This is a genomic window from Neglectibacter sp. CSJ-5 (genome assembly GCF_032490475.1).
In the GTDB taxonomy this organism is placed as follows: Bacteria; Bacillota; Clostridia; order Oscillospirales; family Acutalibacteraceae; genus Hominenteromicrobium; species Hominenteromicrobium mulieris.
Genome location: NZ_JAVYJC010000002.1, coordinates 350,306 through 374,359, shown reverse-complemented (window position 1 = coordinate 374,359; position 24,054 = coordinate 350,306). Strand labels below are relative to the sequence as shown.

Below are 24,054 nucleotides of genomic sequence, written 5' to 3'. Positions count from 1 at the left end.
CGCAAAAAGAATACTTTACAAATCGTTCACAACGTGTTAAAGTTTATTCATCGAAAACAAACAAGCGGTTTGCAGAAACGGTATCTCTGCACGGGGCAGAGGTTCCGGGAAGACCCATGAGGGAGGGCGCCCGGTGCGCTGTGATTGCAAAACGACACGCTTTGGCAAGCACCAAGTTTTGTCGGCACTTTGTTTTCAGCAGGAATAGCGATATTCCGGGTTCGCATTTGCAGAGTCAATATATAAAGCAAATAAGCTTTACTTTATATGTGCGGCTGTGCAGAGGTGAACAAAACTCTTCCTTATATTATGAAGAGACACATTATTCGGAGAGGATGATCGCAAACATGAGTAAGGCGTCAGCTTTGGTTGATGTCAGCAAGAAGAGAGTGAATCCTTTTAAAGAGCTGTGGACAAACAAGTTTTTGTACCTGCTTGCGCTGCCCGCGGTCGTTTACACTTTCATCTTTTCTTATTTGACACTGCCGTACATCGTAATTGCATTTGAAAAGTTCAACTACAAAACGGGTGTTTTTAGCCCGTTTGTCGGTCTGAAAAACTTCGAATACTTCTTCAAGTCCAGTTGGGCGTGGACTGTTACGCGCAACACGCTCGTCATCAACATCCTGTTCCTCATCGTCGGTACGGTTTGCTCCGTTGTTTTGGCAATCGTCCTCAATGAGGTCAAGGCGAAGAAGTTCCTTAAGGTTTCTCAGTCCATGATGCTTTTCCCGTACTTTATTTCCTGGGTTATCGTCAGCTACATGCTGCAGGGTATCCTTGGTACAGAGACGGGCCTGCTCAACAATCTGATGGGTACGCGCATCAATTATTATTCTACCCCCGGCTACTGGTACCCGATTCTTCTGATCCTCAACATTTGGAAGAACACGGGCTACAACACGATCGTTTACCTCGCAGCGATCACCGGCATTGACGAAGGCCTTTACGAAGCAGCTTATATCGACGGCGCTACGCGCTTTAAGCGTATCATTTACATCACGATCCCGCTGCTTGCGCCGACCATCTGCATCATGACCCTGATGTCTGTCGGCCGCATCTTCTACGGCGACTTCGGTATGCTGTATGCGATCATCCGCGACAACAGCTCGCTGATGCCGATTGCAGAAGTTATTGATACATACGTTTACCGTACATTTAAGAACACAGGTGATCCGAGCCTTTCCATGGCTATCGGTCTCTATCAGTCCATCGTCGGCTTCATTCTGGTCTTCACAGCAAACTGGATCGTCAGAAGAAAGTTCCCGGATGGCGCACTGTTCTGATACAGGGAAAGGAGACAAGCTCATGAACAGCACGGTTGCGGCGGCTACAAAGCCGTCTAACACCAACAACAAAATCAAGCACAGCACGGGGGAGAACGTCGGTACATTCGTCATTTATCTCGTCGTTGCTCTGTTCGCACTGATATGCGTCCTGCCGTTTGTTCTCGTTATCATTGTTTCTTTCAGCAGTGAGAAATCGGTTACGATCAACGGTTACTCTTTCTGGCCGAGCGAATGGTCGATTGCGGCATATAAAATGCTCTTCCTGCCGTCCTCATCCGTTCCGCAGTCCTATCTTGTAACGACAATTTCAACGGTTGTCGGTACCGTTGTTGCATCGTTCGTCACATTCGGCGCAGGCTACACCCTTGCAAACCGTTCCTGCCGTTACAGAGACGGTCTGTCCCTTTACTTCTACATCACCATGGTTTTCTCTGCGGGCCTTGTTCCGTGGTACATGATGTGTAAAACATTGAACTGCTACGATAACATCTGGGCACTCATCGTACCGAGCCTGTTGTTCAATCCCTTTAACATGTTCCTTGTGCGCAACTTTGTGCGCGGTATCCCGGCTGAACTGAACGAATCCGCAAAGATCGACGGCGCAGGTGAAGTGAAGATTGCATTCGGCATTTACTTCCCGCTTTGCATGCCGGTTCTGGCTACGATTGCTCTGTTCTATGCTATTGGCTACTGGAACAACTACTTTAACGCAGTTATGCTCGTGAATGATGAGAAGTACTACTCTTTGCAGATGCTCCTCTTCAAGATTCAGTCTCAGATCACTGCACTGAGCAAGCTTACTGCCGGCGCTACGGTCAACGTAAACCCGCCGAAGGAAAGCTTTAAGATGGCGACCTCCGTTATCACCATGGGCCCGATCATCATTCTGTATCCGTTCTTGCAGAAGTACTTTGTTAAGGGCATGGTCGTCGGCGCTGTTAAGGGTTAATTGCCCGCACACATTTTAATTCGGTGTTTACCGTGGAAGGCGGTTACACATATATCAATTTTCAAGGAGTTGAAGTAAGAAATGAAGACAACGAAGAAACTGCTGGCTATGGCTCTGGCAGCTGCAATGGTCGTTACGGCTTTTGCAGGTTGCTCCGGCAACAACGACACTTCCAGTGCTGACAGCAGCACATCTTCTGCTTCCTCTGAGGCTTCTACTTCGTCCGATGCTTCTACATCTGACGAATCTTCGGCAACAGAGGACGACGGCACCATTCACCCGATGCGTATCGTACAGCCGGGCACACTTTGCGCGGACTATGAGACCGGTATGGCTGCTGTCAACGAGAAACTGAAGGAAGACGGCGTAAACATTGAGGTTTCCGTCACAAGAATCCCGTGGGATGCTTATGCTGAGAAACTGAACCTCATGCTGACGACCGGTGAAGAGTTCGAGCTGCTGCATGTTATGCAGGACGTTAAGAACCTTTCCGCTATCGCAGGCATGGGCGCTATCTCCTCCATCCACGATTCCATCCAGAACTACCCGGACCTCTACAATAAGTTCTCTGAGACCGAGTGGCTGGGCACCCTCTACAAGGGCGAAGAGTACGCAGTACCGTGCTACTGGAGATCTTTCGACAACACGATGTCCTACATTGACTACCGTACCGACATCGCTGAGAAGGTCGGCTACGACGAGTTCCCGGATACGACGGAAGACATCATCGACCTCATGAAGAAGTCTCAGGACGAGATTCTCAATGAGACCGGTATGAAGGCTTACACTTGGTTCCACCAGAATCAGGATACGGCACACTGGCTCCACAGAAGCTATGATACCTATCCGTTCTATGTTGAGAACTCCCTCGGCCTCTGCCTCATCCGTCAGGACGGCACGGTTGATTCCTTCTATGAGTCTGAAGAATTCAAGAAGGACGCAAACACCTACTATGAGATGTATCAGGCCGGTCTCATCGACCCGGATATCCTGAACCGTGACTCCCAGAAGAAGTACGATGACGCTAAGTTCGGCGCAATGCTCCCGTCTCAGACGTTCGACCCTGCAACCGGCGTTACGATGCAGGAGAACGGCGTTGAAGGCGCAGAGGTCAAGTGGGTTGAAGCTTTTGGCGATGACATTCCGGACATGATCTACACCTATGTGCAGAACCTGAATGCGATTTCCGCCACCTCTGAGGATCCGGAATCCGGCCTCAAGTTCCTCAACTGGCTGTATGCTTCCGAAGAGAACCATGACCTCTTCCACTATGGCATTGAGGGCACGCACTACACCAAGACCGGCGATCACAGAATTGAGCAGGTCAAGGGCGACGACGGCAACCCTCTGTACAACATGGATACCTGGATGACCGGCTACCTGCCGTACATGGCTTATGCTTCCAACGTTCCGGACGACCAGATCGATTACATGACCTATAAGTCTGAGAACTACGTCATTTCCCCGGCAGCAGGCTTTATCTTTGATAGCTCCAACGTACAGAGCGAGCTGACAAACCTCCAGACCGAGATCATCTCCTCCATCTACCCGATTAAGGTCGGTATGGTTTCCTATGAGGACAACATCGATGCTGCTATCGAGAAGCTGAAGGCTGCTGGCCTCGACAAGTACATGGAAGAGTACAGAACCCAGTTCAAGGCTTATCTGGATGCTAACCCGGACGTACTCGAGATCGCAAAGGGTACCACGGAAGGCTAATTGCTCTTCTGAAACCTGAATAATGATCTGAATGCAGGGCGCAGGACGCAAAAGGTCCTGCGCCCTTGCTTCATTATTCTTACTTTTAAACTTGAAATTGATTTAAGATGTCTGTTACACCGAATGTATCGGTGCAGAAAATATGAACTCAGAAACATTGACTTCACCCGTAAGCCGTCTAAGAACCTGCCGCTCAAGGGCAATGTGTTTGACTTCGCACCCGGCAGGGTCGATTTTGAAGTGCCGGAGGACTGCGGCCTGTACATCGGCGACGGTGCGGACGTGAAGCTGGAGAACATTAGTACACATGTGTGGAAGATCATCCGCGCATAAAAGGAGACTACCATGAAAAATATTATTTTGCTGCCGCTCGACGAGCGCCCCTGCAACTTTGATTTCCCGTCCAAAATTTTCAACGGCGAAAAGTATACGATCATTCGCCCGGAGCATCTCGGTCAGAAGAAGACCCCGGCGTCTTATGAATTCATCCGCGATTTCCTGCTCGCAAATATCGAAAAGGCAGACGCGGCGGTTATTTCCATCGATACGCTGCTGTACGGAGGCTTGATTCCCTCGCGCTTGCACCATCTTTCCGAGGAGACGGTTTTGGAGCGTCTGATGCTTTTAAAAGAACTGCGCGAAAAGAACCCGCAGGTAAAGCTGTACGCGTTCCAGTGCATCATGCGCTGCCCGAAATATTCCTCCGACGATGAGGAGCCGGATTACTATGAGCTTTACGGCAAAGAGATTCACCATATCGGCCGTCTGACGCACCTTGAAAAGCTCGGCATGGGTGACGCGGACGAGCTTTCTGAGTTGAAAGCCAAGGTAGACCCCGCGGCGCTTAAAGACTATCTTGACCGCCGCGCGTTTAACGGCAGCTTCAATATCCGCACGCTCGACCTTGTGGAGGACGGCACGATTGATTTTCTTATCATTCCGCAGGACGATTCCGCAAAGTACGGCTACACCGCAATGGACCAGAAGACCGTGCGCGCGAAGATCGACGAGAAGGTGCTCAATGACCGCGTGATTTTGTACCCGGGCGCCGATGAGCTCGGCATGGTGCTCGTTTCCCGCGCCATCAACGCGCTCGAGAATAACACCCCACGCGTATACCTCAAGTATGCGTCCACGCTGGCGCCGCAGCTGATCCCGAACTACGAGGACAGAAGTCTCAATGAGACCGTAAAGTACCACGTCATGGCGGCGGGCTGCATCGCCGTGCCGTCGCTCGCCGACGCCGACGTTGTGATGGGCATCACCGCTCCGGCAAACGAGATGGAAGAAGCCGCAAATCAGCCGGCGAACAACATCAACTATGATGTGGAGCGCAATATGGCAGAGTTTCTGTACTTTGTGAACGATTGCTTGAAGCGCGGCATTCCGACGGCGATCCTCGACAATGCCTACACGAACGGCGGCGAATTGCAGCTTCTGCGCGTGCTCAATAAGCAAGGTATTTTGATGAAGCTTGCAGGTTATGCAGGCTGGAACACCTCTGCAAACTCCATGGGCACGGTGCTCGCGATGATTGTGAACAATATGTACCAGAATAATACCGAAGCGAAGCAGAACTTCCTTGTGGAGCGCTTTATCGAGGACTCCGGCTACGGTGCGGTCGTGCGCAGCTACGTGACGGAGCACATTCTGCCGCAGTGGGGCATGACGTACTTCTGGTGCGAAGAGCAGCGCGGCAAGGCGGCCAACGCCGTTTTGGAGGAGCTGCGCAAGTTTGTAAAGACGGAAATGACGTCCGTTGCGGACAAAGCAACCGTGGAAGATATTTTTCTGCCGTGGAGCCGTATGTTTGAAATTGGGCTCAAGGCAACGTACAAAGCGGACTAAGATAGAGATACAGGATGTTTTCAAAAACGAAAGGACGCGTTTTTATGACAAATCAGGAAATTTTAAACCAGATTCACCGTGGCGTAATTGTCTCTTGCCAAGCGCTGCCGGATGAGCCGCTTTACGGCTACCACTTTATGGGCCACCTTGCATTTGCCGCAAAAGAGGGCGGTGCTGTGGGTATCCGCGCCAATACCTGCGAGGATATTGTGGACATCAAAAAGGAAGTTGACCTGCCGGTCATCGGCATCATCAAGAGCGTATATGACGACAGTGATGTATATATCACGCCGACGATGAAGGAGATTGATGCACTGGCGGCGACCGGCGTGGAGATTATCGCGCTGGACGCAACAGACCGTCCGCGTCCGAACGGCCTTGATCTTGACACGCTGTTCAAGGAAGCGCGCGCAAAGTACCCGAATCAGCTCTTTATGGCAGACTGCTCTTGCTATGAAGACTGCAAGCACGCGGCGGAGATCGGCTTTGACCTTGTCGGCACGACGCTGTGCGGCTACACGGCAAAGACGAAGGGCACGGCTATCCCGAACTATGACCTGCTTTCCCGCATCACGACGGAGCTGAACGTGCCGGTCATCGCGGAGGGCGGTGTTTGGGAGCGCGGCCAGCTGCAGAAGGTGTTCTCTTACCCGGTGCACGCAGCGGTTATCGGCACGGCCATCACACGCCCGCGTGACATCACCCGCAGATTTGTTGAGGCCATTTCATGAGTACGCTTTTAGGCATTGATATCGGCGGCACGGCTGTGAAGATCGGCGTTGTGGACGAAAACGGCAAAGTTCTGCTTTCCGAAACGCGCAGCGTCAGCTTTGACGGCTACAAAACGTCGATCATGACGACGGTTGCGAACCTTGCGGGAGAAGTTCTCGAAAAGAGCCCCGTGAAAATCGAGGGCATCGGTGTTTCGGCAACGGGGCAGATTGATGTGAACTCCGGCACGGTTATTGGCGTGGGTGCACAGCTCGGTGACTGGCTCGGCAGCCCGGTAAAGAAAATTCTGGAAGACCGATTTCATCTGCCTGTAACCGTCATCAACGACGCGAACGCAGCGGCGCTCGGCGAGCAGACGTTTGGTCGCGCAAAGGGCAAGGAGAACGTGCTTGTCGTTACGGTCGGCACCGGCATTGGCGGTGGCATCATCGAAAACGGTCGCCTCATTCAGGGCAGACGCGGCATCGGTGGCGAAATCGGGCATTATATCATCAATTTTGACGGTGTGGAGTGCCCGTGCGGCAACCGCGGCTGCTTTGAGCGCTACGGTTCTACGGGCGCGCTTGTGCGCCGTTTTACGGAGAATGTTGTATTGCTCGAAAAGCTGGGCATACCGGCAGAAGACGTCAACGGCAAGGTGATTTTTGACCACCTCGATGACGCAGACGTCAGCGCGACGGTGAACAGCTGGATCGACAGCATCGCATTTGGAATCATCGGTCTTGTGCACATTTTCAACCCGGAAATGGTGCTCATCGGCGGCGGTATTTCAAGAGAAGACGAACATTTTATCCGCCCGCTTCGCGAGAAGATCTTGAACGGCGCGATGGAGCAGTTCGCGAAAGATCTTGAGGTAGAGGCCGCCGCACTTGGCAATAACGCCGGCCTGCTCGGCGCATGTGCGTATTTCAGACAGAACTTTTAACCGACGTATATAACAATAAAAGCCGAGGCGCTTCAAAACGAAGTGTCTCGGCTTTTTGCGGTGCATTTACTTTTCAATGAGGTCATTGTCCCTGAACAGGAGGGAAATGCACCATACGGCGGCGATGCCGACGAGTGTGTAGATGATGCGGCTCAAAACGGCGCCCTGTCCGCCGAAAAGCCATGCGACGAGATCAAACTGGAAAATGCCGATGAGGCCCCAGTTGATGCCGCCGATCACCGTCAAAATCAAAGCAATGACGTCCAGCATATACTCTGCTCCTTTTTGCATTCACCTGCACCCGACCGATGGCGAAAATCGAACGCAGGCGATAAAAAATCCTCGGAGAACAAAGACAAAACGCTTTGCTCACCGAGGATAGTATGAACGAAAAACTGAATTTTATGTTTTTTAGTTTTTAAGGCTTTGCAGCGGGGCAGGGATACGGCCGCCGCGGTTGACGAACACGGCCGGGGAATTCGTATTGACTTCCATAACAGGGCCGCAGCCGAGCAGGCCGCCGAAGTTCAGCTCTTCGCCGACCTTCTTGCCGATGGCCGGAATGAGGCGCACGGCGGTCGTCTTGGAGTTGACCATGCCGATGGCAGCTTCGTCCGCGATGATGCCGGAAATAATCTCCGGGGTGATGTCGCCCGGAACGCAGATCATATCGAGGCCGACGGAGCAGACCGCCGTCATGGCTTCAAGCTTTGTGATGGAAAGCGCGCCGCTCTTTGCTGCGGCGATCATGCCGGCGTCTTCACTGACCGGGATGAACGCGCCGGAAAGGCCGCCAACGTGTGAGGACGCCATGACGCCGCCTTTTTTCACAGCGTCGTTGAGCAGAGCCAGTGCAGCTGTGGTACCGTGTGCGCCGCACTGCGCAAGGCCCATGCCCTCAAGGATATCCGCTACGCTGTCACCGATGGCCGGTGTGGGGGCGAGGGAGAGGTCGACAATACCGAACGGCACGCACAGACGGCGGGAAGCCTCCTGCGCGACGAGCTGACCCATGCGCGTGATTTTGAACGCGGTCTTCTTGATGATGTCCGCGATCTCGGTGATATTATCGGTATCTTTTGCCTTCTTGATGGCTGCGCGCACAACGCCCGGGCCGGAAACGCCCACGTTGATGACGCAGTCCGGCTCGCCGGCGCCGTGGAAAGCGCCCGCCATGAAGGGGTTGTCCTCCGGTGCATTGCAGAACACGACGAGCTTTGCCGCACCGATGCAGTCGCGGTCCGCAGTGCGGACGGCGGCCTCCTTGACGATGTGACCCATTTTCTTTACGGCATCCATGTTGATGCCGGCCTTTGTAGAGCCGATATTGACGGAGGAGCAAACGAATTCCGTTTCCGCAAGTGCTTCCGGGATGCTTTCAATCAAAGCGTAATCGCCGGGGGCAAAGCCCTTATGCACGAGTGCAGAATAGCCGCCGATGAAGTTGACGCCGACGGTCTTTGCGGCGCGGTCCAGTGCCTTTGCAAAGCGAACGGGACTTGCACCGGGGTTTGCGCCCGCCAGCATGGCGATGGGCGTGACGGCGATGCGCTTATTCACAATCGGAATGCCGTACTCGCGGCTGATGTCCTCGCCGGTCTTGACGAGGTTTTCGGCATAGCTGCAAATTTTGTCGTAGACCTTCGTGCAGGCCTTATCAATATCGGAATCGATGCAGTCGAGAAGCGAAATGCCCATCGTGATGGTGCGCACATCGAGGTTCTCGTTATCGATCATATTTATGGTTTCCAGAATATCATGTGTATCGATCATAGTTTCATTCCCGGCCTTTCGGTAATAGATTTAGATTCTGTGCATGGAGTTGAAAACGTCCTCGTGCATAACATGGATCTTCAGACCGAGCTTTTCGCCAAGCGTATCGAATTCATCGGAGAGCTCGCTGATCGGCACGGTCGCAGCACTGATGTCTACGATCATGATCATGGCGAACATATCCTGCAAGATGGACTGTGTGACTTCAATGACATTGATGCCTTTTTCTGCGCATACGGTGGAGACTTTCGCGAGAATGCCGACCATATCTTTTCCGATTACGGTGATGACTGCTTTCATAAAATGACCCTACCCTTTCCTGCAAAACATAAAGGTGCTTTGCTGTGGTTTTCTATTTCTTTATTATCTATCAAATGTGGGGCGCTGTCAAGGTTTAAAAGGTGTTTTGCGGGAAATAGCGGTGTAAAAATCAAAAAGGTACGGTGCGGGGAAATCGGAAGAAACTTTCACATCGCTTTACAATGCGGTTTTAGGCGAAAAGTTGCAAAACTTGTGCTTTGGGTATTCCAAAATGATTTTTATTGTGTTAAAATTAATTTGTATATTGTTTTGAGCATACAGGTCGAAGTGCTTTAAGGGGATGATCTTTTGCGTTACAAAAATATATCCGATTGTCACAGCCATTCCAACTGCTCGTTCGATGGCACCCGCAACATGCGCGATATGTGCATGAACGCCATCGAGATGGGTCTGGTTTACTACGCCGTGACCGACCACTGCGAGTGCAACCAGTACATGAACGTGCCGCATATTCCCGGCGGACGGTATTACGATGTCGTACGTCAGTCCTATGCGGAGCTGTTGCAAAATCAGGAACGTTTCCCGAATTTGAAGCTTTTGCGCGGCATTGAGCTCGGCCAGCCCCTGCAGGACCTAAACGCAGCACACGATGCGCTTACGGGGCGCGACTACGACGTGGTAATCGGTTCGCTGCACAACATTCGCGATCACGACGATTTTTACCACATCGGCGAGCATAATCCCACCGAGCAGGAGATCAGCAACGCTTTGCACGCCTACTTTGCGGAGAGCCTTGAAATGATGGAGTGGGGCAAGTTCGATACACTGGCGCACATCACCTACCCGCTGCGCTACATGTGTAAGGCGGGGGAAACGCCCAGCTACAAGCCGTATCAGGACGAGCTGGACGCGGTTTTAAAAGCGCTCATCAAGTCGGATATCGCGCTGGAGTTCAACACCTCCCGTATTTTGCGCACGGATGCGCCGAAGCTGCCCGACCGCGAAGTCTATTCGCGCTATAAGGAGCTTGGCGGTAAGCTTGTCACCATCGGCGCGGATGCACACTGCACGGAGAACATTGCAAGCGGCGTAGAGGAAGCCATGGAGCTTTTGAGCGACATCGGCTACAAGGAGTACACCGTGTTTGTAGAGCGCAAGCCGGTGCAGGTACCGATCGAATAAAACAAATTACACTGCCTGCTGCAAAAGGTACAGCAGGCCTTATAAAATAAAAACAGAAGGGATAAAACACCATGGATAAAAAAATGGAAAAGCTTTTAAAGCTCTTGCAGGATGATGCCAAGCTGACCGTGCAGGAGCTTGCCGTTATGCTGGATATGACCGAAGCCGAAGTGGCGGCCGCCATTCATAAGTTTGAAAAAGACGGCGTCATCAAGGGCTACCGCACGCTCATCAACTGGGAGCGTACGGATGTGCACCGCGCAAGTGCACTCATTGAACTGCGCGTTACGCCGAAGAAGGACTCCGGCTTTGATGAGCTTGCCGCACGCGTAAAGGCCTTCCCCGAGGTGGAAAGCGTCTGCCTGATGTCCGGCGGCTTTGACCTTGCCGTAACCGTTACGGCGAATACCATGTCTGAGATCGCGATGTTCGTTGCAAAGCGCCTCGCGCCGATCGACGGTGTGCTCTCCACTGCCACGCACTTTATTCTGACGAAATATAAGGACGGCGGCGTGGACTTTGTCACCGACTACGATGAGATTGACGAGAGAGGAAGCAACCTTTGTGATTGATTACAGCAAATACCTGAACGACCGTGCGCGCGTGATTAAGCCCTCCGGTATCCGCCGCTTTTTTGACATTGCAAACGAAATGGAGGACGTGATCTCCCTTTCCATCGGCGAGCCGGATTTTTTCACCCCGTGGCATATCCGCGAGGAGGGTATCACGACGCTGGAAAAGGGCAGAACGCGCTACACCCCGAACCGCGGCCTGATGGCACTGCGCGAGGAGATCTGCCGCTTTTTAAAGCGCAAATATGACCTGGAATACACCGCAGCTACCGATATTCTTGTCACCGTTGGCGGCAGCGAGGCTATCGATATGGCGCTGCGCTGCCTTGTGGGCGAGGGCGATGAGGTCATCATTCCGGAGCCGTGCTTTGTGTGCTACGACCCGCTGACCCGTATGGCGGGCGGCGTGCCGGTTTCCATCGCAACGAAAGCGGAAAACGAATTCCGCTTGACGCCCGAAGAACTTGAAAACGCCATTACGGACAAGACGAAGGTGCTTATTTTCCCGTATCCGAATAACCCCACGGGTGCCGTGATGCGCCGCGAGCATTTGAAAGCGCTGAGCGAAGTGATCATTCGCCACGACCTCATCGTGCTTTCCGATGAGATTTACAGTGAGCTGACTTACGGCGGCGAGCCGCACGTCTCCATTGCGTCGCTGCCGGGCATGAAGGAGCGCACCATCGTCATCAACGGCTTCTCGAAGACATATGCGATGACGGGTTGGCGCATGGGCTACGCGGCGGGTCCGAAGGAGATTATTTCCCCGATGACGAAGCTGCACCAGTACGGCATTATGAGTGCCCCGACGATGTCACAGTACGCGGCGATCGAAGCGCTGAAAAACGGTGATGACGACATTGCCGAAATGCGCGACCAGTACGACATGCGCCGCCGTTTGATTGTGGATGGGCTCAACCGCCTCGGTCTTACCTGCTTTGAGCCGGAGGGCGCGTTTTATGTGTTCCCGTCCATTCAGTCCACTGGCATGACGTCCGATGAATTTTGTGAGCGTCTCATTTACGATAAACACGTCGCGGTGGTGCCGGGCTCGGCATTCGGTGCGTGCGGCGAGGGCTTTGTACGCATTTCGTATGCGTATTCCATCAAGCACCTTGCAGAGGCGCTGAACCGCATCGGCGCATTTTTGAAGGAGTTAAAGTGAGTGCGTATGTAAAGCGGCTTGCGGATTATGACATAGAACGGCTGACCGAAGCGGTGGATGCAATGTTCACCGCTTCGGCGTTTTATGGCCGCATAAAACCGCATGTGACCGTTATTTTGAAGCCGAATCTCGTCATGCGCTCTGCGCCGGAAGAGGCCATCATTACGCACCCGAATGTGACGGCTGCGGTCGCGATTTGCCTGCTGCGGCAGGGCGTGGACGTGCTGGTGGCGGAAAGCGGCGGCGGGCCGTACAATACATCTATCATGAAAGGCACGTTCCGCGCGTGCAGCTATACGGAAGCGGCGGAAAAATACGGCTTTTCGTTATATACAGCGTGTAAGAGCACGGCAGTGCAGCTGCCGGAGGGAAAGCGCTGCAATACGCTGACCGTCACAGAGCTGTTCGCGCGGCCGCGCGAGACGCTCGTCATCGACATTGCGAAGTTAAAGACCCATGGCATGATGGGTTATTCCGGCGCGGTGAAGAATCTCTTCGGTGTGGTGCCGGGGCTATTAAAGCCGGAGCTGCACAGTCGTTACCCGGAAAAAGAGCCGTTTGCGGAAATGCTCGTCGATTTGTGCGAATATGTGCACCCGGATTTCTCGATTATAGATGCGATAGACGCCATGGAGGGCGATGGACCTACTGGCGGCCAAAAACGCTTTGTCGGCGCACTTGTGGGGTCTGAAAGTCCCTACGAAGCGGATATGGTCGGCGCGAAGCTCATCGATATGAAGCCCGAAGAAATTTTGGTGCTCAAAAACGCACAGGAGCGCGGACTTTGTGCGGGAAAGCTTTCGGAGATCGAAGTGCTTGGTGACGATTTTGAGAATATTGTCGTGCACGATTTTAAGCGTGCACGCTCCAGCAGCGTCGATTTTACGACACGCGTTCCGAAGTTCATGCAGCCGCTTGCAAAGAGAATTTTAACGCCGTACCCGAAGATCAACACGGCACAGTGCGTGGGCTGCGGCAAGTGCGCGGAAAGTTGCCCGCAGCACACCATAACGGTGCGGGAGCACAAGGCGCACATCGAGTACAGCAAGTGCATCCATTGCTTCTGCTGCCACGAAATGTGCCCGAAGCACGTCATCAATATCAAGCGGTTTTCACTGTTTGACCTATGAGGGAGGATTGAATATGAACACAGCCGAATGTAATGCGTATGCAAAAATCAACTTATCGCTCGATATTACCGGGCGGCGCGAGGACGGCTACCACACGGTCGACATGGTGATGCAGTCCGTGTCTCTCTGCGACCGTGTGCGCGTGACGCTGAACGATACGGGGGAGGTTATACTCAAGTGCTCTAAGCCGCACATCCCGTGCGACGGGCGCAACACGGCATACAAGGCTGCGCAGTATTATTTTGACGCTACCGGTGTGCCGTTCGGCGCAGATATTTATATTGAAAAGCATATCCCGGATCAGGCGGGCATGGGCGGCGGCAGTGCGGATGCAGCAGCCGTGCTGAAATTATTGAATCATCTGTGCGCAGAAGCGGGGGAGGAGCCGCTCAATACGGCAGAGCTTTTGTATCTCGGTTTGCGCATCGGTGCAGATGTGCCGTTCTGCATTTTAAACGGCACATATCGCTGCCTTGGCATTGGTGAGCAGTTGCTGCCGCTGGCAAAGATACCGAAGTGTTACCTTGTCGTTGTGAAGCCGGACGTGGGCGTGAGCACGCCGGAAGCGTACCGTGCGTGCGATAACGTGCCGGACGGCGGCATGCGCTACACGCCGGGTATGGTGCGCGCGGTAGAGCATCGCTCGATTGAGGAAATTGCAAACGCGCTCGGAAATCGGTTTGACGACGCGCTGCAAATCTCCGTTGTACAGGAAATAAAAAAATATCTGTGCGAAAACGGGGCGTTAAATGCGTTGATGACCGGCAGCGGCTCCGCGGTTTTTGGAATTTTTTCTGAAAAAAGCTTGGCGGAAAATGCCGCAAAGCGTATGCCGAAGGCATTCGGCGCGTGTTTTTTGGCAGAGCCCGTAAACGGCTGAAAAGGCAAAAAAACCGCATAATTCCGCGCTTTTTTGCGCGTTTTAATTCTCACTCGAAAAATAAATTTCAAATTTTTAAAGTTTTTTTGAAAAAAGGGTTGACTTTTCCCAGATATCTGCTATAATAGACTACGTTGTCCGACGGAAACAAACGAAACGAAAGAAAGACAGCGAAACAGATAGCGGTATTGTGTAATGGTAGCACAGCAGACTCTGACTCTGTTTGTCTGGGTTCAAATCCTGGTACCGCTGCCAAAATGGCCTTGAGTATCCAAGGCTTATATCGAGGTGTGGCTCAGCTTGGTAGAGCGCTACGTTCGGGACGTAGAAGCCGGAGGTTCAAATCCTCTCACCTCGACCATGAAAGACTTTGCAGAAATGTGGAGTCTTTTTGTTTTATTCACAAAATAGCGGGTCATTGTAACGGGGAGGAAAAGGTATGCGTTATTTTGAAAAAGTGTTTGATGGACAGGTGCTCAAGTGGTGCGTGAACGGCGCGGAGCTGGGCGGCGGGAAGCCGACGCTGCTGTGTCTTGTCTCAAATGAGACGGAGGCGGAAAGCTGTTTAAGTAAACTCGAGCTGCATTGCGGAGAAGCACAGGTAACCGCGTTGATTTTACCGGGCGGCATATTGCCCGAAACAGCGGTGCAGAGCTTGGTTTTTGAATGGCAGACGACGGGCATCATCGACAAATGTAAATTGTCGCTCACGGCATCGCAAAGCTGCGCGGACGCGGCGTGGCGGCTGATTTCGCATTTTTCGCATTTCTTCAGCGCGGCGGCGATTCTCGGCGGGCATGCAGACCCCTATGAAGTACGCGCGGCAAAATTCATGCCGCTGAAGGTGTATACATTCGCAGGTGAGGGCAATGTGCTCGCAGACGGCAAGGTGCTTGCAGACGCGGAAAAGCTTGTGATGAGCCTGCGCGTAACAGGCTCCGAAACGGTGGAGCGCACGGAGATCAACCCTGAAAACGCATGGGAAAATGTCTTTGCGGACGGGGGAATTGTTCGTTGGCTGCTAAAGCAGGATAGACGCACGCAGCTTGAAGTGACGTGGATAAAGCCCGGCTTTTGGCGGATAGATGACTACTTTACAGCGACGTGCTACCTCATTGAGGGCAGGGACAAGGCGCTTTTGATCGACACGGGCATGGGCGAGGGCGACCTGCTCGACACCGTGAAGAAGCTGACGCGGCTGCCGGTCGAGGTTGCGATTACGCACCCGCACCGCGACCACATGTTCCGCATCGACCGATTTGAAAAAGTATATCTGCACAAAAACGATGTGGAGAAGATCCGCGAAGACGAAAACTGCTTTGCGGCGGCGCTTTCCGACGGCGGCAAATACCCGCAGCTTGTACCTGTTGACGAGGGCAGCGTGATCGACCTCGGCGGCGGTGTGACGGTGGATGTGCTGAATCTCGGCGGGCACACGGAAAACTCCGTGGTGTTCGCGTGCGCACACTACAAGGCGCTTTTTACCGGCGACGCCATCGGCTCCGGGTATATCGTTTTGATGATCTGCCCGGAAAAAGACATGTATAAGGTCTTGGAGAGCTACAAAAAGAACCTTGAGTGCTTTCTGCCGCGTGCGGAGGCGCTGCGCGATTATGCGTGGTTTGGCGGGCATTCCATTCAGGAAAACGGCTGCGACGAGCAGCACCAGCAGGATTACCTTGCGGGCAGGTCGGTTTACTATAACCCGCTGCGGCTCGAGATTGTGCAGGATATGGTAGTGCTGTGCGAAAAACTGATCACGGGAGAGATCAGCAAGGCTGATGTCATGTCGACGGACGAGCACTACTGCAATTATGGCAGTGCAGGCATGTATTTCAGATTCATTTAACACCCTAAAACGAGAAAAAGGCTTTGTCGGCATCAAATCGGTGCGCGGCAGAGCCTTTTAATTTTTCTGTGTTACTTTTTGTTTTGGATGGGCTGCGCATTGAGGTTCTCAATGAAGCCGTCCGGCACAGAGGCGAGGACGGTCATGGTTTTGGCATCATAGATTTCATGCCGACATCAGGAATCTCGATGTATACGCGCCCGTCGGACAGCGGCTGGCGTGGCGTTAAAAACGTGCGGCAATTTATTTGGGACGAAATTTACAGAAGTTTCATATAATATGCGTTTGGCACTGGCGCGAAAGTATGTTATGTGGTATAATACATATATAAACCTGAATTTGATGGGTGAGCAGAGGAAAACACTATGGGCATCAGCAAAAAGCTTGAAACGATTTATCACAACGGACAGCCGGACGGTATTCGCTCCATCCGCCGCAGTTTATCTACCATGACGACGTATGTGATACCGCGCCCACTGCTTTCCGAAGCGAAGAACATTACGGGCATCAACCGGCACGGCATTTATTATTTAATAAACGAGAGCGAAGACAATAGGATCGCGCAAATTTACATCGGTCAGACGCGCAACGGCATTTTGCGGCTGGACGACCACAATCGCTCGAAAGATTTTTGGAACAAAGCCATCATGTTTTTGGCGGAGAGCAAGACCTTTACGCTGGATATGATCAGCGGGCTTGAAAAATACGCGATCATCAAAGCGCAGGAATCCAAGCGCTACACGGTGGAAAACAGTGTTGTGCCGAAATATGAGATCGACGAATATGACCTTGCCACTGTGGAGGAAGTCTACGATGAAATTCAGTTCATCATGGCGACGCTGGGCTATAAAATGAACGATGCAAAAGCGATGCAGAGCGAAGAAACGGTTTTACATACAACACGCAACGGCATAGAAGCGTTTGGCGTATATGACGGCGAGCGGTTCGAGGTGCTGGAGGGCTCGCGTATCGGGCGCACGGAATATAAAAGCCTTTCACCGGCCATTGCGCGCCAGAGACGATCAGCTCTGAAAAACGGAGACGTGACCGATGTAAACAGCGAATATGTGCTGAACAAATCGATGTCGTTTTCGTCGCCGAGCTCGGCCGCTATGTTCGTCCTCGGTGCAAGTGCGAACGGTTGGGCGGAATGGAAAAGTAAGGATGGCAAGACGCTGGATAAGCTTTTCAGAAAGTAAATACGAAAATAAGAGCGCAGGCGCGCGAAAACGGCGTATCTGCGCTTTGCTCATTTTGCTAAGTGCTTTGCGGGGCGTTTTTTCTTTAGGAACATTTCGGTTAATATAACCGTACCGGTCTGCTCGATTTGCTTGCGGTACTGCCCGTTGAAGCCGAAGCGGAAGACGTGCCTGAAGAAGCCGCGCCTCTTGACAACTAAGACAATAATGCCGATATATAAATCTTTAAAACAGTATGAATTGCGCGTGTTCTGCGTGCTGTCATCATAGCACATGAAAGCTTGCTTGCTAATACACTTTATTAAAAATAGGTATTTACTTGTAATTTAATTTGCTGTAGACTATTATTCGATAGGGGGTATCTCCACTATGGCTATCGATACCATGAAAAAGGGCTCCATAGAAATGCTCACGCTGTTTTTGCTGTGTGAAGAAGACGCATATGGCTACCTGCTTGTGCAGAAAATCAAGGAGCGAAGCAAAGACTTCATTACAGTGCAGGAGGGGTCTTTTTATCCGCTTCTGTACCGCTTGGCGGATGACGGGTACATCACCGGCAAGGAGGTCGTAACGCGCATGAGCACGGGGCGTTCCCGCATGCGTGTGATCTATCATATTTAAAACGCCGGGCGGGAACGGTTGGCGTCTTTAAAAAAAGACTATGAAACTGTTCAGCAGGGTATCCATAATATTCTTGATTCTTAATTTGTTTACAAGTTTTCACTCAAATCCCATAGAAAAGCAGCTGCTCTTTTTAACAAGGAGCAGCTGCTTTTTTGTGGGGAAAGACCACTCCGAAATCAACCGCATCATGGCGGCGTAGGTTTCGGAAATGTGAGCGCGCACGGCGGCTTCTGTTTACACTGGAAAATGAAAAGGGAATATGGTAAAATAGCGGTAGCTCTCACAGTTCAGGTAGTCATGGTAATCATAGTAATCATGGGAGCCATGAGAGCCATGTGAGCCATCAGAGTCATACTTCCCATTCTAATACAATCAGCCATTCTAATTCGCTGTATAGCGCAGAAGGAGATGTTACCTATTCTGCTCCTTCTACATCAAGGGTTCCTGGAATACAAACTCCTCCTGTTGCAGTTACAGAGGACACCTTTGTTTTGCCTGAAGTAAATCAAAACATTGAAATGCCAAACGGGACCTCTACTTCGAGCATTATTCCTGCCTTTGGTGTACCTGCAACAAGTGCTGGTGCCAAGATTGATGCTGGTGATATTCATAGTCCTTCTGCAACAGAAAAGATTAAATAAGGAGTGATAATATGGGCTTATTTGATAATCTGTTTTCAAAAAAATCTAACAGTTCATCCGAAGAAATAGAAGCGTTATCAGCAAGACAGAGCGATTATCTTGGAGATGCGGAACAATTGGCTAATGTTGTTGCTACCGGATTGGAAAGCGAAAACTATTCTGGAATGAATCAACAGTTGGCAAGCATGGCACCCTCTGAGCAATTGAGAGCTAAATATGTATTCGACCATCCTAGCATAATAGGTTCTATTGTTGCGATAACAGTGTGCGTTGTGGCAACATTGATTTATTTCTACTTCCTTTTTATTGGTTCAGCAACCACATTCTATTCAACGGAGTTTTTTTCTGTTGGTGCGATTATCAGTGTGGGTTCGCTGGTGATTTTGTTTGTTAATATTTGGTTGATTGTAAAACTTGTAGCTGATGTCAAGCACAAAATCAGATTTGATATTTACATTGAGCTTTTGGGTTTTAAGAGTCTGGAATTTGTTGAGGATCTTGCTCTTTACTCAAAGCAAAAAGAGGCTACGGTTATTAAGGATTTGAACCGAGCAGTTAAGAATAAGCTGATACCGCAGGGACATTTCAGTCGTGATAACCTTGTGTTTATGGTCTCTGATAAGGTCTATGACAAATATATGGAGAAGCCTGCGGTTTATGATCGTTATTTCCAGAAGCAACTTGAGGAAAGGCACCGTGTGAAATCCCGTACAAAATATATCAATCAAATTATAGAAACTGGGGAACAATATATCAAGAAACTTAATGACTTCAAAACGCTTGTAAAAGACAAAGCCGTTTCTCGAAAGATTGAGCGCTTGAGTAATGTGGTTTCTATGATTTTTCACGAGATTGATGTCAACCCAAATCAAGTGAACTCGCTGGGAGTGTTTTTAAATTACTAAAATAAAATGCGGAGACTGCACAAGTTGGTACGGTTCCAAAGTATGGCATTCCACGAGCAAGTATCGGAAAACCATATGGCAATGCAATCATAAATTTGACGGCTGTGAGAAATGCACAACGTCCCATCTGGACGAGGAAGCCATTAAAGAATTGTTTGTAAAAGCGGTCAATATCCTGACCACGGAGAAGGATGAGATTGCTGCAAACTTCCATGCCGCCAAAGAGCAGCTTTTTAATACAGAGGAACTGAGAACCGAACAGTCACAGCTTCAGGAGAACTGAATGTGGTGGCAGAACTGATACAGCAGTGCGTGAAAGAGAATGCCCATGTTGCCCTTGACCAGACAGAGTATCAGGCGCGCTATGATGGACTGGTCGGACGGTTTGAAAAAACAAAGGCACGGCTGGATGAAGTCAGCAGTAATATCATTGAAAAACAGGCGGAGCGGGAGAAGATTGAAATGTTCCTAACTGAACTGGAACGGCAGGATGGAATTGTCACGGAATTTGATGAGAACCTTTGGTATAGCCTGCTTAACTATGTAACAGTTTTTAATGTCCTCTTTTTGCGTTATGGAGAAATACGTCATTTATATTTTCAAGAGCAAGAAAGGTAGGAATGCTGATTCCTTTTTGATAACATGGTTGCTCCATGATTATGGCGTTTCCGGCTACTAATTGAACTATGAGGATGAATTGCAGATTTCAGCTTTTAGTTCGTTACCAAACGAAAATGATATAGAATGCGGTAGGGAGGTTAGCAGTTTTATCCGCTCATCTATGAGCCGTTTTTTATTCTCTGTAACATAAAAATTCATCTGGATATTCCGTTTCCGATTCGCCATGCGCTGCTTCCGTTCTTCATAAGGGTTTGGGATTATACCAACAAGCATTTTTCATTTTCGGGCAATGGACCTGAAAATCCGAAAAATCGCAAGCGGGTACTCGCTTGCTATCGAAACCCTACCTTCTATTTCTCCCTCTACTAATACTACAATTAGAAGGTGGAAAAATGGCTGTATCCGCAAAGAAAAACAGAAAAAGGCCACGGCTGAACCTCCATTCATGGTGTGATCCATTATGACCCTGGCTACACAAGGAATACAAATTGACTTTTCCAGGTTGGTGTTGTAAACTATGATTAGCTTTGACTAATCATAAGGAGGGCGCTCATACATGACAGATATGGAAAAAGTAAAGATTCATGGCGTCCCGGAAACTATGCTGCAGACTCTGTTTGCCCGGGCGGCCCATTCTCAGAAGAAAGAACATAAATTTTATGATGCGAAGGCCATAGAAATCGTGAAGCAGCTGGACTATGACTTTTCCAAGGCGGAGAAGGATGCTGCCATGAGCAGCGGTGTGATTGCCCGCACCATTCTGTTGGATCAGATGGTGGGGGCCTTTTTAGAGGAACATCCGGATGCAACTGTTGTTAATATCGCCTGTGGCCTGGATACACGGGTCTACCGGCTGGATAATGGACAGGTTCGCTGGTACAATCTGGACCTGCCGGAGGTGATCGACATCCGGCGGCGTTTTCTGACCGAACATGGGCGTATCTCCATGATCGCCAAGTCCGCTATGGATGAGAGCTGGGCAGCGAAAATCGAAGATCCGACGGGCGAAGTGCTTGTTGTGATCGAAGGGCTGGTCATGTACTTAACCGAGGCGGATGTAAAGAAAATTCTATCCATTATCTGTAGCCGGTTCGAACATGCGGAGATCATTATGGAGATTATGAATCCTTTTATTATGCGGTACATGAAGGAGAAATCGATTGAGGCCAGTAAGGCTCGCTTTACCTGGGGCCTGAAAAGCGGTAAGGAACTGGAGAGCATAGTGTCGGGGCTTACATGGATCGAGGATGTGAGTTTGGTCGAAGGGATGAAGGAACTGTATCCTGTCTATAAGTTGCTGGGATGGATACAGCCTGTTAAAAACCTTTCTAACAAGCTGGTAATACTGAGAAAATAGGATAGATATAAACTGCCATTCAGCTTTGTCATAGGAGATGCGTCAGCCATGGAGAAATTGAATTATTTAAGACAGGACAAAAAAATACCGGGGAAGGAATCCTTTGTGACCTATGTGGATTTTCAGGTAAAGGATGGCACCGCCGATATGCGACTGTATGACATCTTCCCAGGGGTGCAGCTGATGGTCGTGGATTTTGCATCGGAAAGCTGTTTCAGATCGGGCGAAAAGCAAAACGTGATCGGAATCAACCACTGCCGGAAAGGACGGTTTGAGTGTGCGTTTGACAGCAGGAATTACCTTTACTTAGGAGAAGGAGATATTACCCTGAACAGCCAGATGCACCCGCCAATCGCGTCTTCCTTCCCCTTGAACTACTTTTATGGGTCCACTATTATTTTGTTTCCGGAAGTCATGAAGGATGTACCGGAGCTTCAGGCCTTTCAAATCAGCGCGGAGGCAATCACAGAGAAATATTCTCTTGAATCAAGATCCCCGGTATTTCGCCGCAATGCGGAAATAGAGCATGTATATCAGGAACTGTATACACATCTGGATCGTCCGTCTCTACCCTTTTTGCGGCTGAAGATTTTGGAGCTCCTTTATCATTTCCAATTCAGACAAACTCTTTTTGAGGAGAACCAGGATTATATTTCGGGAGTGACTGTGGAGCGGATCAAGCATGTCAGGGAGCATCTGGTACAGGATATGGAACACCGGACCAATCTGAAGGAACTGGCATTGGAGCACAATTTAAGTCTGACACAGTTAAAAGATGGATTCAGGCAAATTTATGGCGAATCACCTTATGCATATTTGCGTAGTTACAAAATGCATCGGGCGACACAGCTTTTGCGCCAGTCAGATAAAAAAATCAGCGAAATTGCGCTGGAAATGGGTTATCAGAATCCAAGCAAATTTTCAGAGGCATTCCATGCGGTGATAGGCTGCAGACCAAGTGCCTATCGAAAGGAAAAAAAGTAGAAGAAAATCATAGTGACACCTTCTGGATGGAGGTGTCATTTTTTGGCTTTTTGGAGCATTATGCACAAGACATGGCTTTTCAGAGTGGCAAAAGAATCTTTCACATGGTAGTATGTATGAGTTAGCATAGACTAACTCAAAATACAGAAAGGAAAGAAATACATATGAAAGCAAAACTTACAACAAAGGATTTAATTACCGCAGGCGCCTTTGGCGCAATTTATTTAGTGCTGCTCACGGTGTTGTCTTCAGTCCTGACCATTGTTCCAATCCTCTTTCTGGCAACGCCGTTGATTGCCGGCATCATACTGGGAACTGTGTATATGCTGTATGCCACCAAGGTGCCGCGCACCGGTGCGATCCTGGTGCTGGCGATCCTGGTGGGGCTGATTACGTCCATGGCAACCATTTATCCGCTGATTTTTGCAGTTGTATGGGGATTAATCGCTGAACTCATTACCGCAAAAAGACGCAAATCCGCAGGTGCGCTGGCAGTCAGCTACTGTGTGTTCAACCTGACTTCTATGGGTCCCTTCTTTGCCCTTGTTCTGGCAAAGGACGCCTTCTTAGAAAGGTGTGCAGGGTACTATGGAGAAGAATATATCGCAACGCTGGATAAACTGACGCCCAGCTGGATTGTTCTTGTGCTGATTGCTTTGGCTTTGGTGGGCGGATTACTTGGCGGTCTGTTTGGAAGAAAGATCCTGAAAAAACATTTTGTGAAAGCCGGTATTACAGCGTGAACCGCGAAAAGATTTCCAGCGGTCTTTTGGATCCGAGAAGTAAGCTGGCGGTATTTATTGCCGCCTGCCTCTCGGCATTTTCCGGGCTGACACATCCGCAGGAATTTGTCCTTCTTGCCCTGTGTGTGGGGGTAACGCTTCTGTGCCAGAAATGGAAGAGGGCTTTTTATACCGGTCTTATCTTTGCAGTTATGTTTTTATGCGATCTGTTTCTAGCGCCGCGATTGTCAGGGATACTGCAGAATATCATCATGCTGGCATGTCATTTCTGCCGGTTTATTTTACCGCTGTTTGCAGCCTTTTATATTGTGACACAGACTTCTAGGATTGGGGAATATATCAGTGCGTTTACTCAGATGCATCTGCCAAACGAGGTCATCATTCCTCTGGCGGTGATGCTCCGTTTTGTCCCGACTATCCAGGAAGAATGGCAGATGGTGAATCAGGCGCTCCGGTTAAGAGGGATGGCGCTGACATGGAAAAATGTTCTTCGTCGTCCGCTGCAGATGATGGAATATATGCTGGTTCCCTTTTTGCTGCAGTGCTCGGTTATCGTGGATGAGATGTCAGCTGCTGTTATGGCGCGGGGGTTTGACAAAAATATGCCGCGAACCAGTTATGCGGAGGTTCAGATGAAGGCTCTGGATTGGTGTATAATAGCTGTTTCTGCCGGACTGCTGTTCTGGAATCTTTGTTTCTGAGAAAG

General features: G+C 50.4%; 26 protein-coding genes, 2 tRNA genes and 2 pseudogenes. 26 read left to right on the top strand and 4 right to left on the bottom strand.

The features are described from left to right. The first annotated feature begins 347 nt into the window (after positions 1 to 347). The 7 genes from R2K26_RS05915 to R2K26_RS05885 all read left to right on the top strand — a co-directional run bounded on the left by R2K26_RS05915 (position 348) and on the right by R2K26_RS05885 (position 7,462). Positions 348 to 1,286, top strand: a complete 939-nt coding sequence (locus R2K26_RS05915) for an ABC transporter permease subunit (protein WP_308449591.1) — start codon at positions 348 to 350, stop codon at positions 1,284 to 1,286. 22 nt (positions 1,287 to 1,308) lie between these two features. Then, positions 1,309 to 2,238 carry a carbohydrate ABC transporter permease gene (locus tag R2K26_RS05910; RefSeq protein ID WP_316519195.1) on the top strand — a complete coding sequence of 310 codons (930 nt, stop codon included), beginning with the start codon at positions 1,309 to 1,311 and terminating at the stop codon, positions 2,236 to 2,238. A gap of 81 nt (positions 2,239 to 2,319) precedes the next feature. Continuing rightward, complete coding sequence (locus tag R2K26_RS05905) at positions 2,320 to 3,957, top strand: ABC transporter substrate-binding protein (RefSeq protein WP_316519194.1); 1,638 nt, start codon at positions 2,320 to 2,322, stop codon at positions 3,955 to 3,957. A 123-nt stretch (positions 3,958 to 4,080) separates the two neighbouring features. Then, positions 4,081 to 4,290, top strand: coding sequence for a hypothetical protein (locus R2K26_RS05900; protein ID WP_316519193.1), 210 nt, complete (start codon positions 4,081 to 4,083; stop codon positions 4,288 to 4,290). A 12-nt stretch (positions 4,291 to 4,302) separates the two neighbouring features. After that, on the top strand, positions 4,303 to 5,805 hold the full coding sequence (locus tag R2K26_RS05895) for a DUF4127 family protein (protein ID WP_316519192.1): 1,503 nt from the start codon (positions 4,303 to 4,305) through the stop codon (positions 5,803 to 5,805). Between the two features lie 44 nt (positions 5,806 to 5,849). Next, positions 5,850 to 6,536, top strand: coding sequence for an N-acetylmannosamine-6-phosphate 2-epimerase (locus R2K26_RS05890; RefSeq protein ID WP_176820471.1), 687 nt, complete (start codon positions 5,850 to 5,852; stop codon positions 6,534 to 6,536). Continuing rightward, entirely contained in the window at positions 6,533 to 7,462 is a 930-nt protein-coding gene (locus R2K26_RS05885) for an ROK family protein (RefSeq protein ID WP_316519191.1), read from the top strand. Before R2K26_RS05890 ends, R2K26_RS05885 begins: the two co-directional genes overlap by 4 nt. 66 nt (positions 7,463 to 7,528) lie before the next feature. Here the strand turns inward: R2K26_RS05885 and R2K26_RS05880 are convergent, their stop codons facing one another. The 3 genes from R2K26_RS05880 to R2K26_RS05870 form a co-directional block, all read right to left on the bottom strand. Continuing rightward, the gene (locus tag R2K26_RS05880) at positions 7,529 to 7,732 is read right to left on the bottom strand and encodes a DUF378 domain-containing protein (RefSeq protein WP_176820473.1); all 204 of its coding nucleotides are present in this window, start codon (positions 7,730 to 7,732) and stop codon (positions 7,529 to 7,531) included. 141 nt (positions 7,733 to 7,873) lie between these two features. Further along, complete coding sequence (locus R2K26_RS05875; RefSeq protein WP_176820474.1) at positions 7,874 to 9,235, bottom strand: DUF711 family protein; 1,362 nt, start codon at positions 9,233 to 9,235, stop codon at positions 7,874 to 7,876. A 30-nt stretch (positions 9,236 to 9,265) separates the two neighbouring features. Continuing rightward, positions 9,266 to 9,535, bottom strand: a complete 270-nt coding sequence (locus R2K26_RS05870; RefSeq protein WP_176820475.1) for an ACT domain-containing protein — start codon at positions 9,533 to 9,535, stop codon at positions 9,266 to 9,268. A 309-nt stretch (positions 9,536 to 9,844) separates the two neighbouring features. Between R2K26_RS05870 and R2K26_RS05865 the strand changes: the two genes are divergently transcribed. The 15 genes and pseudogenes from R2K26_RS05865 (at position 9,845) to R2K26_RS05795 (ending at position 20,261) form a co-directional block, all read left to right on the top strand. Then, positions 9,845 to 10,678 carry a histidinol-phosphatase HisJ family protein gene (locus R2K26_RS05865; RefSeq protein WP_316519190.1) on the top strand — a complete coding sequence of 278 codons (834 nt, stop codon included), beginning with the start codon at positions 9,845 to 9,847 and terminating at the stop codon, positions 10,676 to 10,678. Positions 10,679 to 10,761: 83 nt separating this feature from the next. Then, positions 10,762 to 11,250: an Lrp/AsnC ligand binding domain-containing protein gene (locus R2K26_RS05860; RefSeq protein WP_176820550.1), complete on the top strand. Its 489-nt coding sequence runs from the start codon at positions 10,762 to 10,764 to the stop codon at positions 11,248 to 11,250. Continuing rightward, positions 11,246 to 12,415, top strand: coding sequence for an aminotransferase class I/II-fold pyridoxal phosphate-dependent enzyme (locus tag R2K26_RS05855; protein ID WP_308449645.1), 1,170 nt, complete (start codon positions 11,246 to 11,248; stop codon positions 12,413 to 12,415). The genes R2K26_RS05860 and R2K26_RS05855 overlap by 5 nt, the downstream gene beginning before the upstream one ends. Beyond that, complete coding sequence (locus R2K26_RS05850) at positions 12,412 to 13,545, top strand: DUF362 domain-containing protein (RefSeq protein ID WP_316519189.1); 1,134 nt, start codon at positions 12,412 to 12,414, stop codon at positions 13,543 to 13,545. Before R2K26_RS05855 ends, R2K26_RS05850 begins: the two co-directional genes overlap by 4 nt. Before the next feature lie 13 nt (positions 13,546 to 13,558). Then, positions 13,559 to 14,425: a 4-(cytidine 5'-diphospho)-2-C-methyl-D-erythritol kinase gene (gene ispE, locus R2K26_RS05845; protein WP_316519188.1), complete on the top strand. Its 867-nt coding sequence runs from the start codon at positions 13,559 to 13,561 to the stop codon at positions 14,423 to 14,425. Between the two features lie 181 nt (positions 14,426 to 14,606). Further along, positions 14,607 to 14,680: transfer RNA gene (locus R2K26_RS05840), tRNA-Gln, on the top strand. 29 nt (positions 14,681 to 14,709) lie between these two features. Further along, positions 14,710 to 14,786, top strand: a tRNA-Pro gene (locus R2K26_RS05835). Positions 14,787 to 14,864: 78 nt separating this feature from the next. Beyond that, entirely contained in the window at positions 14,865 to 16,274 is a 1,410-nt protein-coding gene (locus R2K26_RS05830; protein ID WP_316519187.1) for an MBL fold metallo-hydrolase, read from the top strand. A gap of 365 nt (positions 16,275 to 16,639) precedes the next feature. Further along, positions 16,640 to 17,473 (top strand): GIY-YIG nuclease family protein, encoded by an 834-nt coding sequence (locus R2K26_RS05825; RefSeq protein ID WP_316519185.1) that lies wholly within the window; start codon positions 16,640 to 16,642, stop codon positions 17,471 to 17,473. Positions 17,474 to 17,842: 369 nt separating this feature from the next. Then, complete coding sequence (locus R2K26_RS05820) at positions 17,843 to 18,094, top strand: PadR family transcriptional regulator (RefSeq protein WP_316519184.1); 252 nt, start codon at positions 17,843 to 17,845, stop codon at positions 18,092 to 18,094. 494 nt (positions 18,095 to 18,588) lie between these two features. Further along, the gene (locus R2K26_RS05815) at positions 18,589 to 18,738 is read left to right on the top strand and encodes a hypothetical protein (RefSeq protein WP_316519183.1); all 150 of its coding nucleotides are present in this window, start codon (positions 18,589 to 18,591) and stop codon (positions 18,736 to 18,738) included. Between the two features lie 11 nt (positions 18,739 to 18,749). After that, the gene (locus R2K26_RS05810) at positions 18,750 to 19,643 is read left to right on the top strand and encodes a hypothetical protein (protein WP_316519182.1); all 894 of its coding nucleotides are present in this window, start codon (positions 18,750 to 18,752) and stop codon (positions 19,641 to 19,643) included. Next, positions 19,636 to 19,755, top strand: a pseudogene (locus R2K26_RS05805) (hypothetical protein); the annotation flags it as partial. The gene R2K26_RS05810 and the pseudogene R2K26_RS05805, both read left to right, overlap by 8 nt. 39 nt (positions 19,756 to 19,794) lie before the next feature. Continuing rightward, positions 19,795 to 19,926 (top strand): hypothetical protein, encoded by a 132-nt coding sequence (locus R2K26_RS05800; protein ID WP_316519181.1) that lies wholly within the window; start codon positions 19,795 to 19,797, stop codon positions 19,924 to 19,926. A 5-nt stretch (positions 19,927 to 19,931) separates the two neighbouring features. After that, positions 19,932 to 20,261 (top strand): hypothetical protein, encoded by a 330-nt coding sequence (locus R2K26_RS05795; protein ID WP_316519180.1) that lies wholly within the window; start codon positions 19,932 to 19,934, stop codon positions 20,259 to 20,261. A gap of 141 nt (positions 20,262 to 20,402) precedes the next feature. On the opposite strand, the pseudogene R2K26_RS05790 reads toward R2K26_RS05795, so the two are convergent. Further along, positions 20,403 to 20,489: pseudogene (locus R2K26_RS05790) on the bottom strand (plasmid mobilization relaxosome protein MobC); the annotation flags it as partial. Positions 20,490 to 20,820: 331 nt separating this feature from the next. Between R2K26_RS05790 and R2K26_RS05785 the strand changes: the two are divergent. From R2K26_RS05785 to R2K26_RS05770, 4 genes are all read left to right on the top strand, one after another. Next, positions 20,821 to 21,621: a class I SAM-dependent methyltransferase gene (locus R2K26_RS05785; RefSeq protein WP_316519179.1), complete on the top strand. Its 801-nt coding sequence runs from the start codon at positions 20,821 to 20,823 to the stop codon at positions 21,619 to 21,621. Positions 21,622 to 21,669: 48 nt separating this feature from the next. Next, the gene (locus tag R2K26_RS05780) at positions 21,670 to 22,605 is read left to right on the top strand and encodes an AraC family transcriptional regulator (RefSeq protein ID WP_316519178.1); all 936 of its coding nucleotides are present in this window, start codon (positions 21,670 to 21,672) and stop codon (positions 22,603 to 22,605) included. A gap of 164 nt (positions 22,606 to 22,769) precedes the next feature. Next, positions 22,770 to 23,348, top strand: a complete 579-nt coding sequence (locus R2K26_RS05775) for an MptD family putative ECF transporter S component (RefSeq protein WP_316519177.1) — start codon at positions 22,770 to 22,772, stop codon at positions 23,346 to 23,348. Beyond that, complete coding sequence (locus R2K26_RS05770) at positions 23,345 to 24,049, top strand: energy-coupling factor transporter transmembrane component T (RefSeq protein ID WP_316519176.1); 705 nt, start codon at positions 23,345 to 23,347, stop codon at positions 24,047 to 24,049. The genes R2K26_RS05775 and R2K26_RS05770 overlap by 4 nt, the downstream gene beginning before the upstream one ends. The last annotated feature ends 5 nt before the right edge of the window (positions 24,050 to 24,054 follow it).

Excerpts from the sequence above, each read along its gene's own strand:
- R2K26_RS05915 (WP_308449591.1), top strand. The coding sequence starts at position 348 with ATGAGTAAGGCGTCAGCTTTGGTTGATGTCAGCAAGAAGAGAGTGAAT.
- R2K26_RS05910 (WP_316519195.1), top strand. The coding sequence starts at position 1,309 with ATGAACAGCACGGTTGCGGCGGCTACAAAGCCGTCTAACACCAACAAC.
- R2K26_RS05905 (WP_316519194.1), top strand. The coding sequence starts at position 2,320 with ATGAAGACAACGAAGAAACTGCTGGCTATGGCTCTGGCAGCTGCAATG.
- R2K26_RS05900 (WP_316519193.1), top strand. The coding sequence starts at position 4,081 with ATGTATCGGTGCAGAAAATATGAACTCAGAAACATTGACTTCACCCGT.
- R2K26_RS05895 (WP_316519192.1), top strand. The coding sequence starts at position 4,303 with ATGAAAAATATTATTTTGCTGCCGCTCGACGAGCGCCCCTGCAACTTT.
- R2K26_RS05890 (WP_176820471.1), top strand. The coding sequence starts at position 5,850 with ATGACAAATCAGGAAATTTTAAACCAGATTCACCGTGGCGTAATTGTC.
- R2K26_RS05885 (WP_316519191.1), top strand. The coding sequence starts at position 6,533 with ATGAGTACGCTTTTAGGCATTGATATCGGCGGCACGGCTGTGAAGATC.
- R2K26_RS05880 (WP_176820473.1), bottom strand. The coding sequence starts at position 7,732 with ATGCTGGACGTCATTGCTTTGATTTTGACGGTGATCGGCGGCATCAAC.
- R2K26_RS05875 (WP_176820474.1), bottom strand. The coding sequence starts at position 9,235 with ATGATCGATACACATGATATTCTGGAAACCATAAATATGATCGATAAC.
- R2K26_RS05870 (WP_176820475.1), bottom strand. The coding sequence starts at position 9,535 with ATGAAAGCAGTCATCACCGTAATCGGAAAAGATATGGTCGGCATTCTC.
- R2K26_RS05860 (WP_176820550.1), top strand. The coding sequence starts at position 10,762 with ATGGAAAAGCTTTTAAAGCTCTTGCAGGATGATGCCAAGCTGACCGTG.
- ispE (WP_316519188.1), top strand. The coding sequence starts at position 13,559 with ATGAACACAGCCGAATGTAATGCGTATGCAAAAATCAACTTATCGCTC.
- R2K26_RS05830 (WP_316519187.1), top strand. The coding sequence starts at position 14,865 with ATGCGTTATTTTGAAAAAGTGTTTGATGGACAGGTGCTCAAGTGGTGC.
- R2K26_RS05825 (WP_316519185.1), top strand. The coding sequence starts at position 16,640 with ATGGGCATCAGCAAAAAGCTTGAAACGATTTATCACAACGGACAGCCG.
- R2K26_RS05820 (WP_316519184.1), top strand. The coding sequence starts at position 17,843 with ATGGCTATCGATACCATGAAAAAGGGCTCCATAGAAATGCTCACGCTG.
- R2K26_RS05810 (WP_316519182.1), top strand. The coding sequence starts at position 18,750 with ATGGGCTTATTTGATAATCTGTTTTCAAAAAAATCTAACAGTTCATCC.
- R2K26_RS05785 (WP_316519179.1), top strand. The coding sequence starts at position 20,821 with ATGACAGATATGGAAAAAGTAAAGATTCATGGCGTCCCGGAAACTATG.
- R2K26_RS05780 (WP_316519178.1), top strand. The coding sequence starts at position 21,670 with ATGGAGAAATTGAATTATTTAAGACAGGACAAAAAAATACCGGGGAAG.
- R2K26_RS05775 (WP_316519177.1), top strand. The coding sequence starts at position 22,770 with ATGAAAGCAAAACTTACAACAAAGGATTTAATTACCGCAGGCGCCTTT.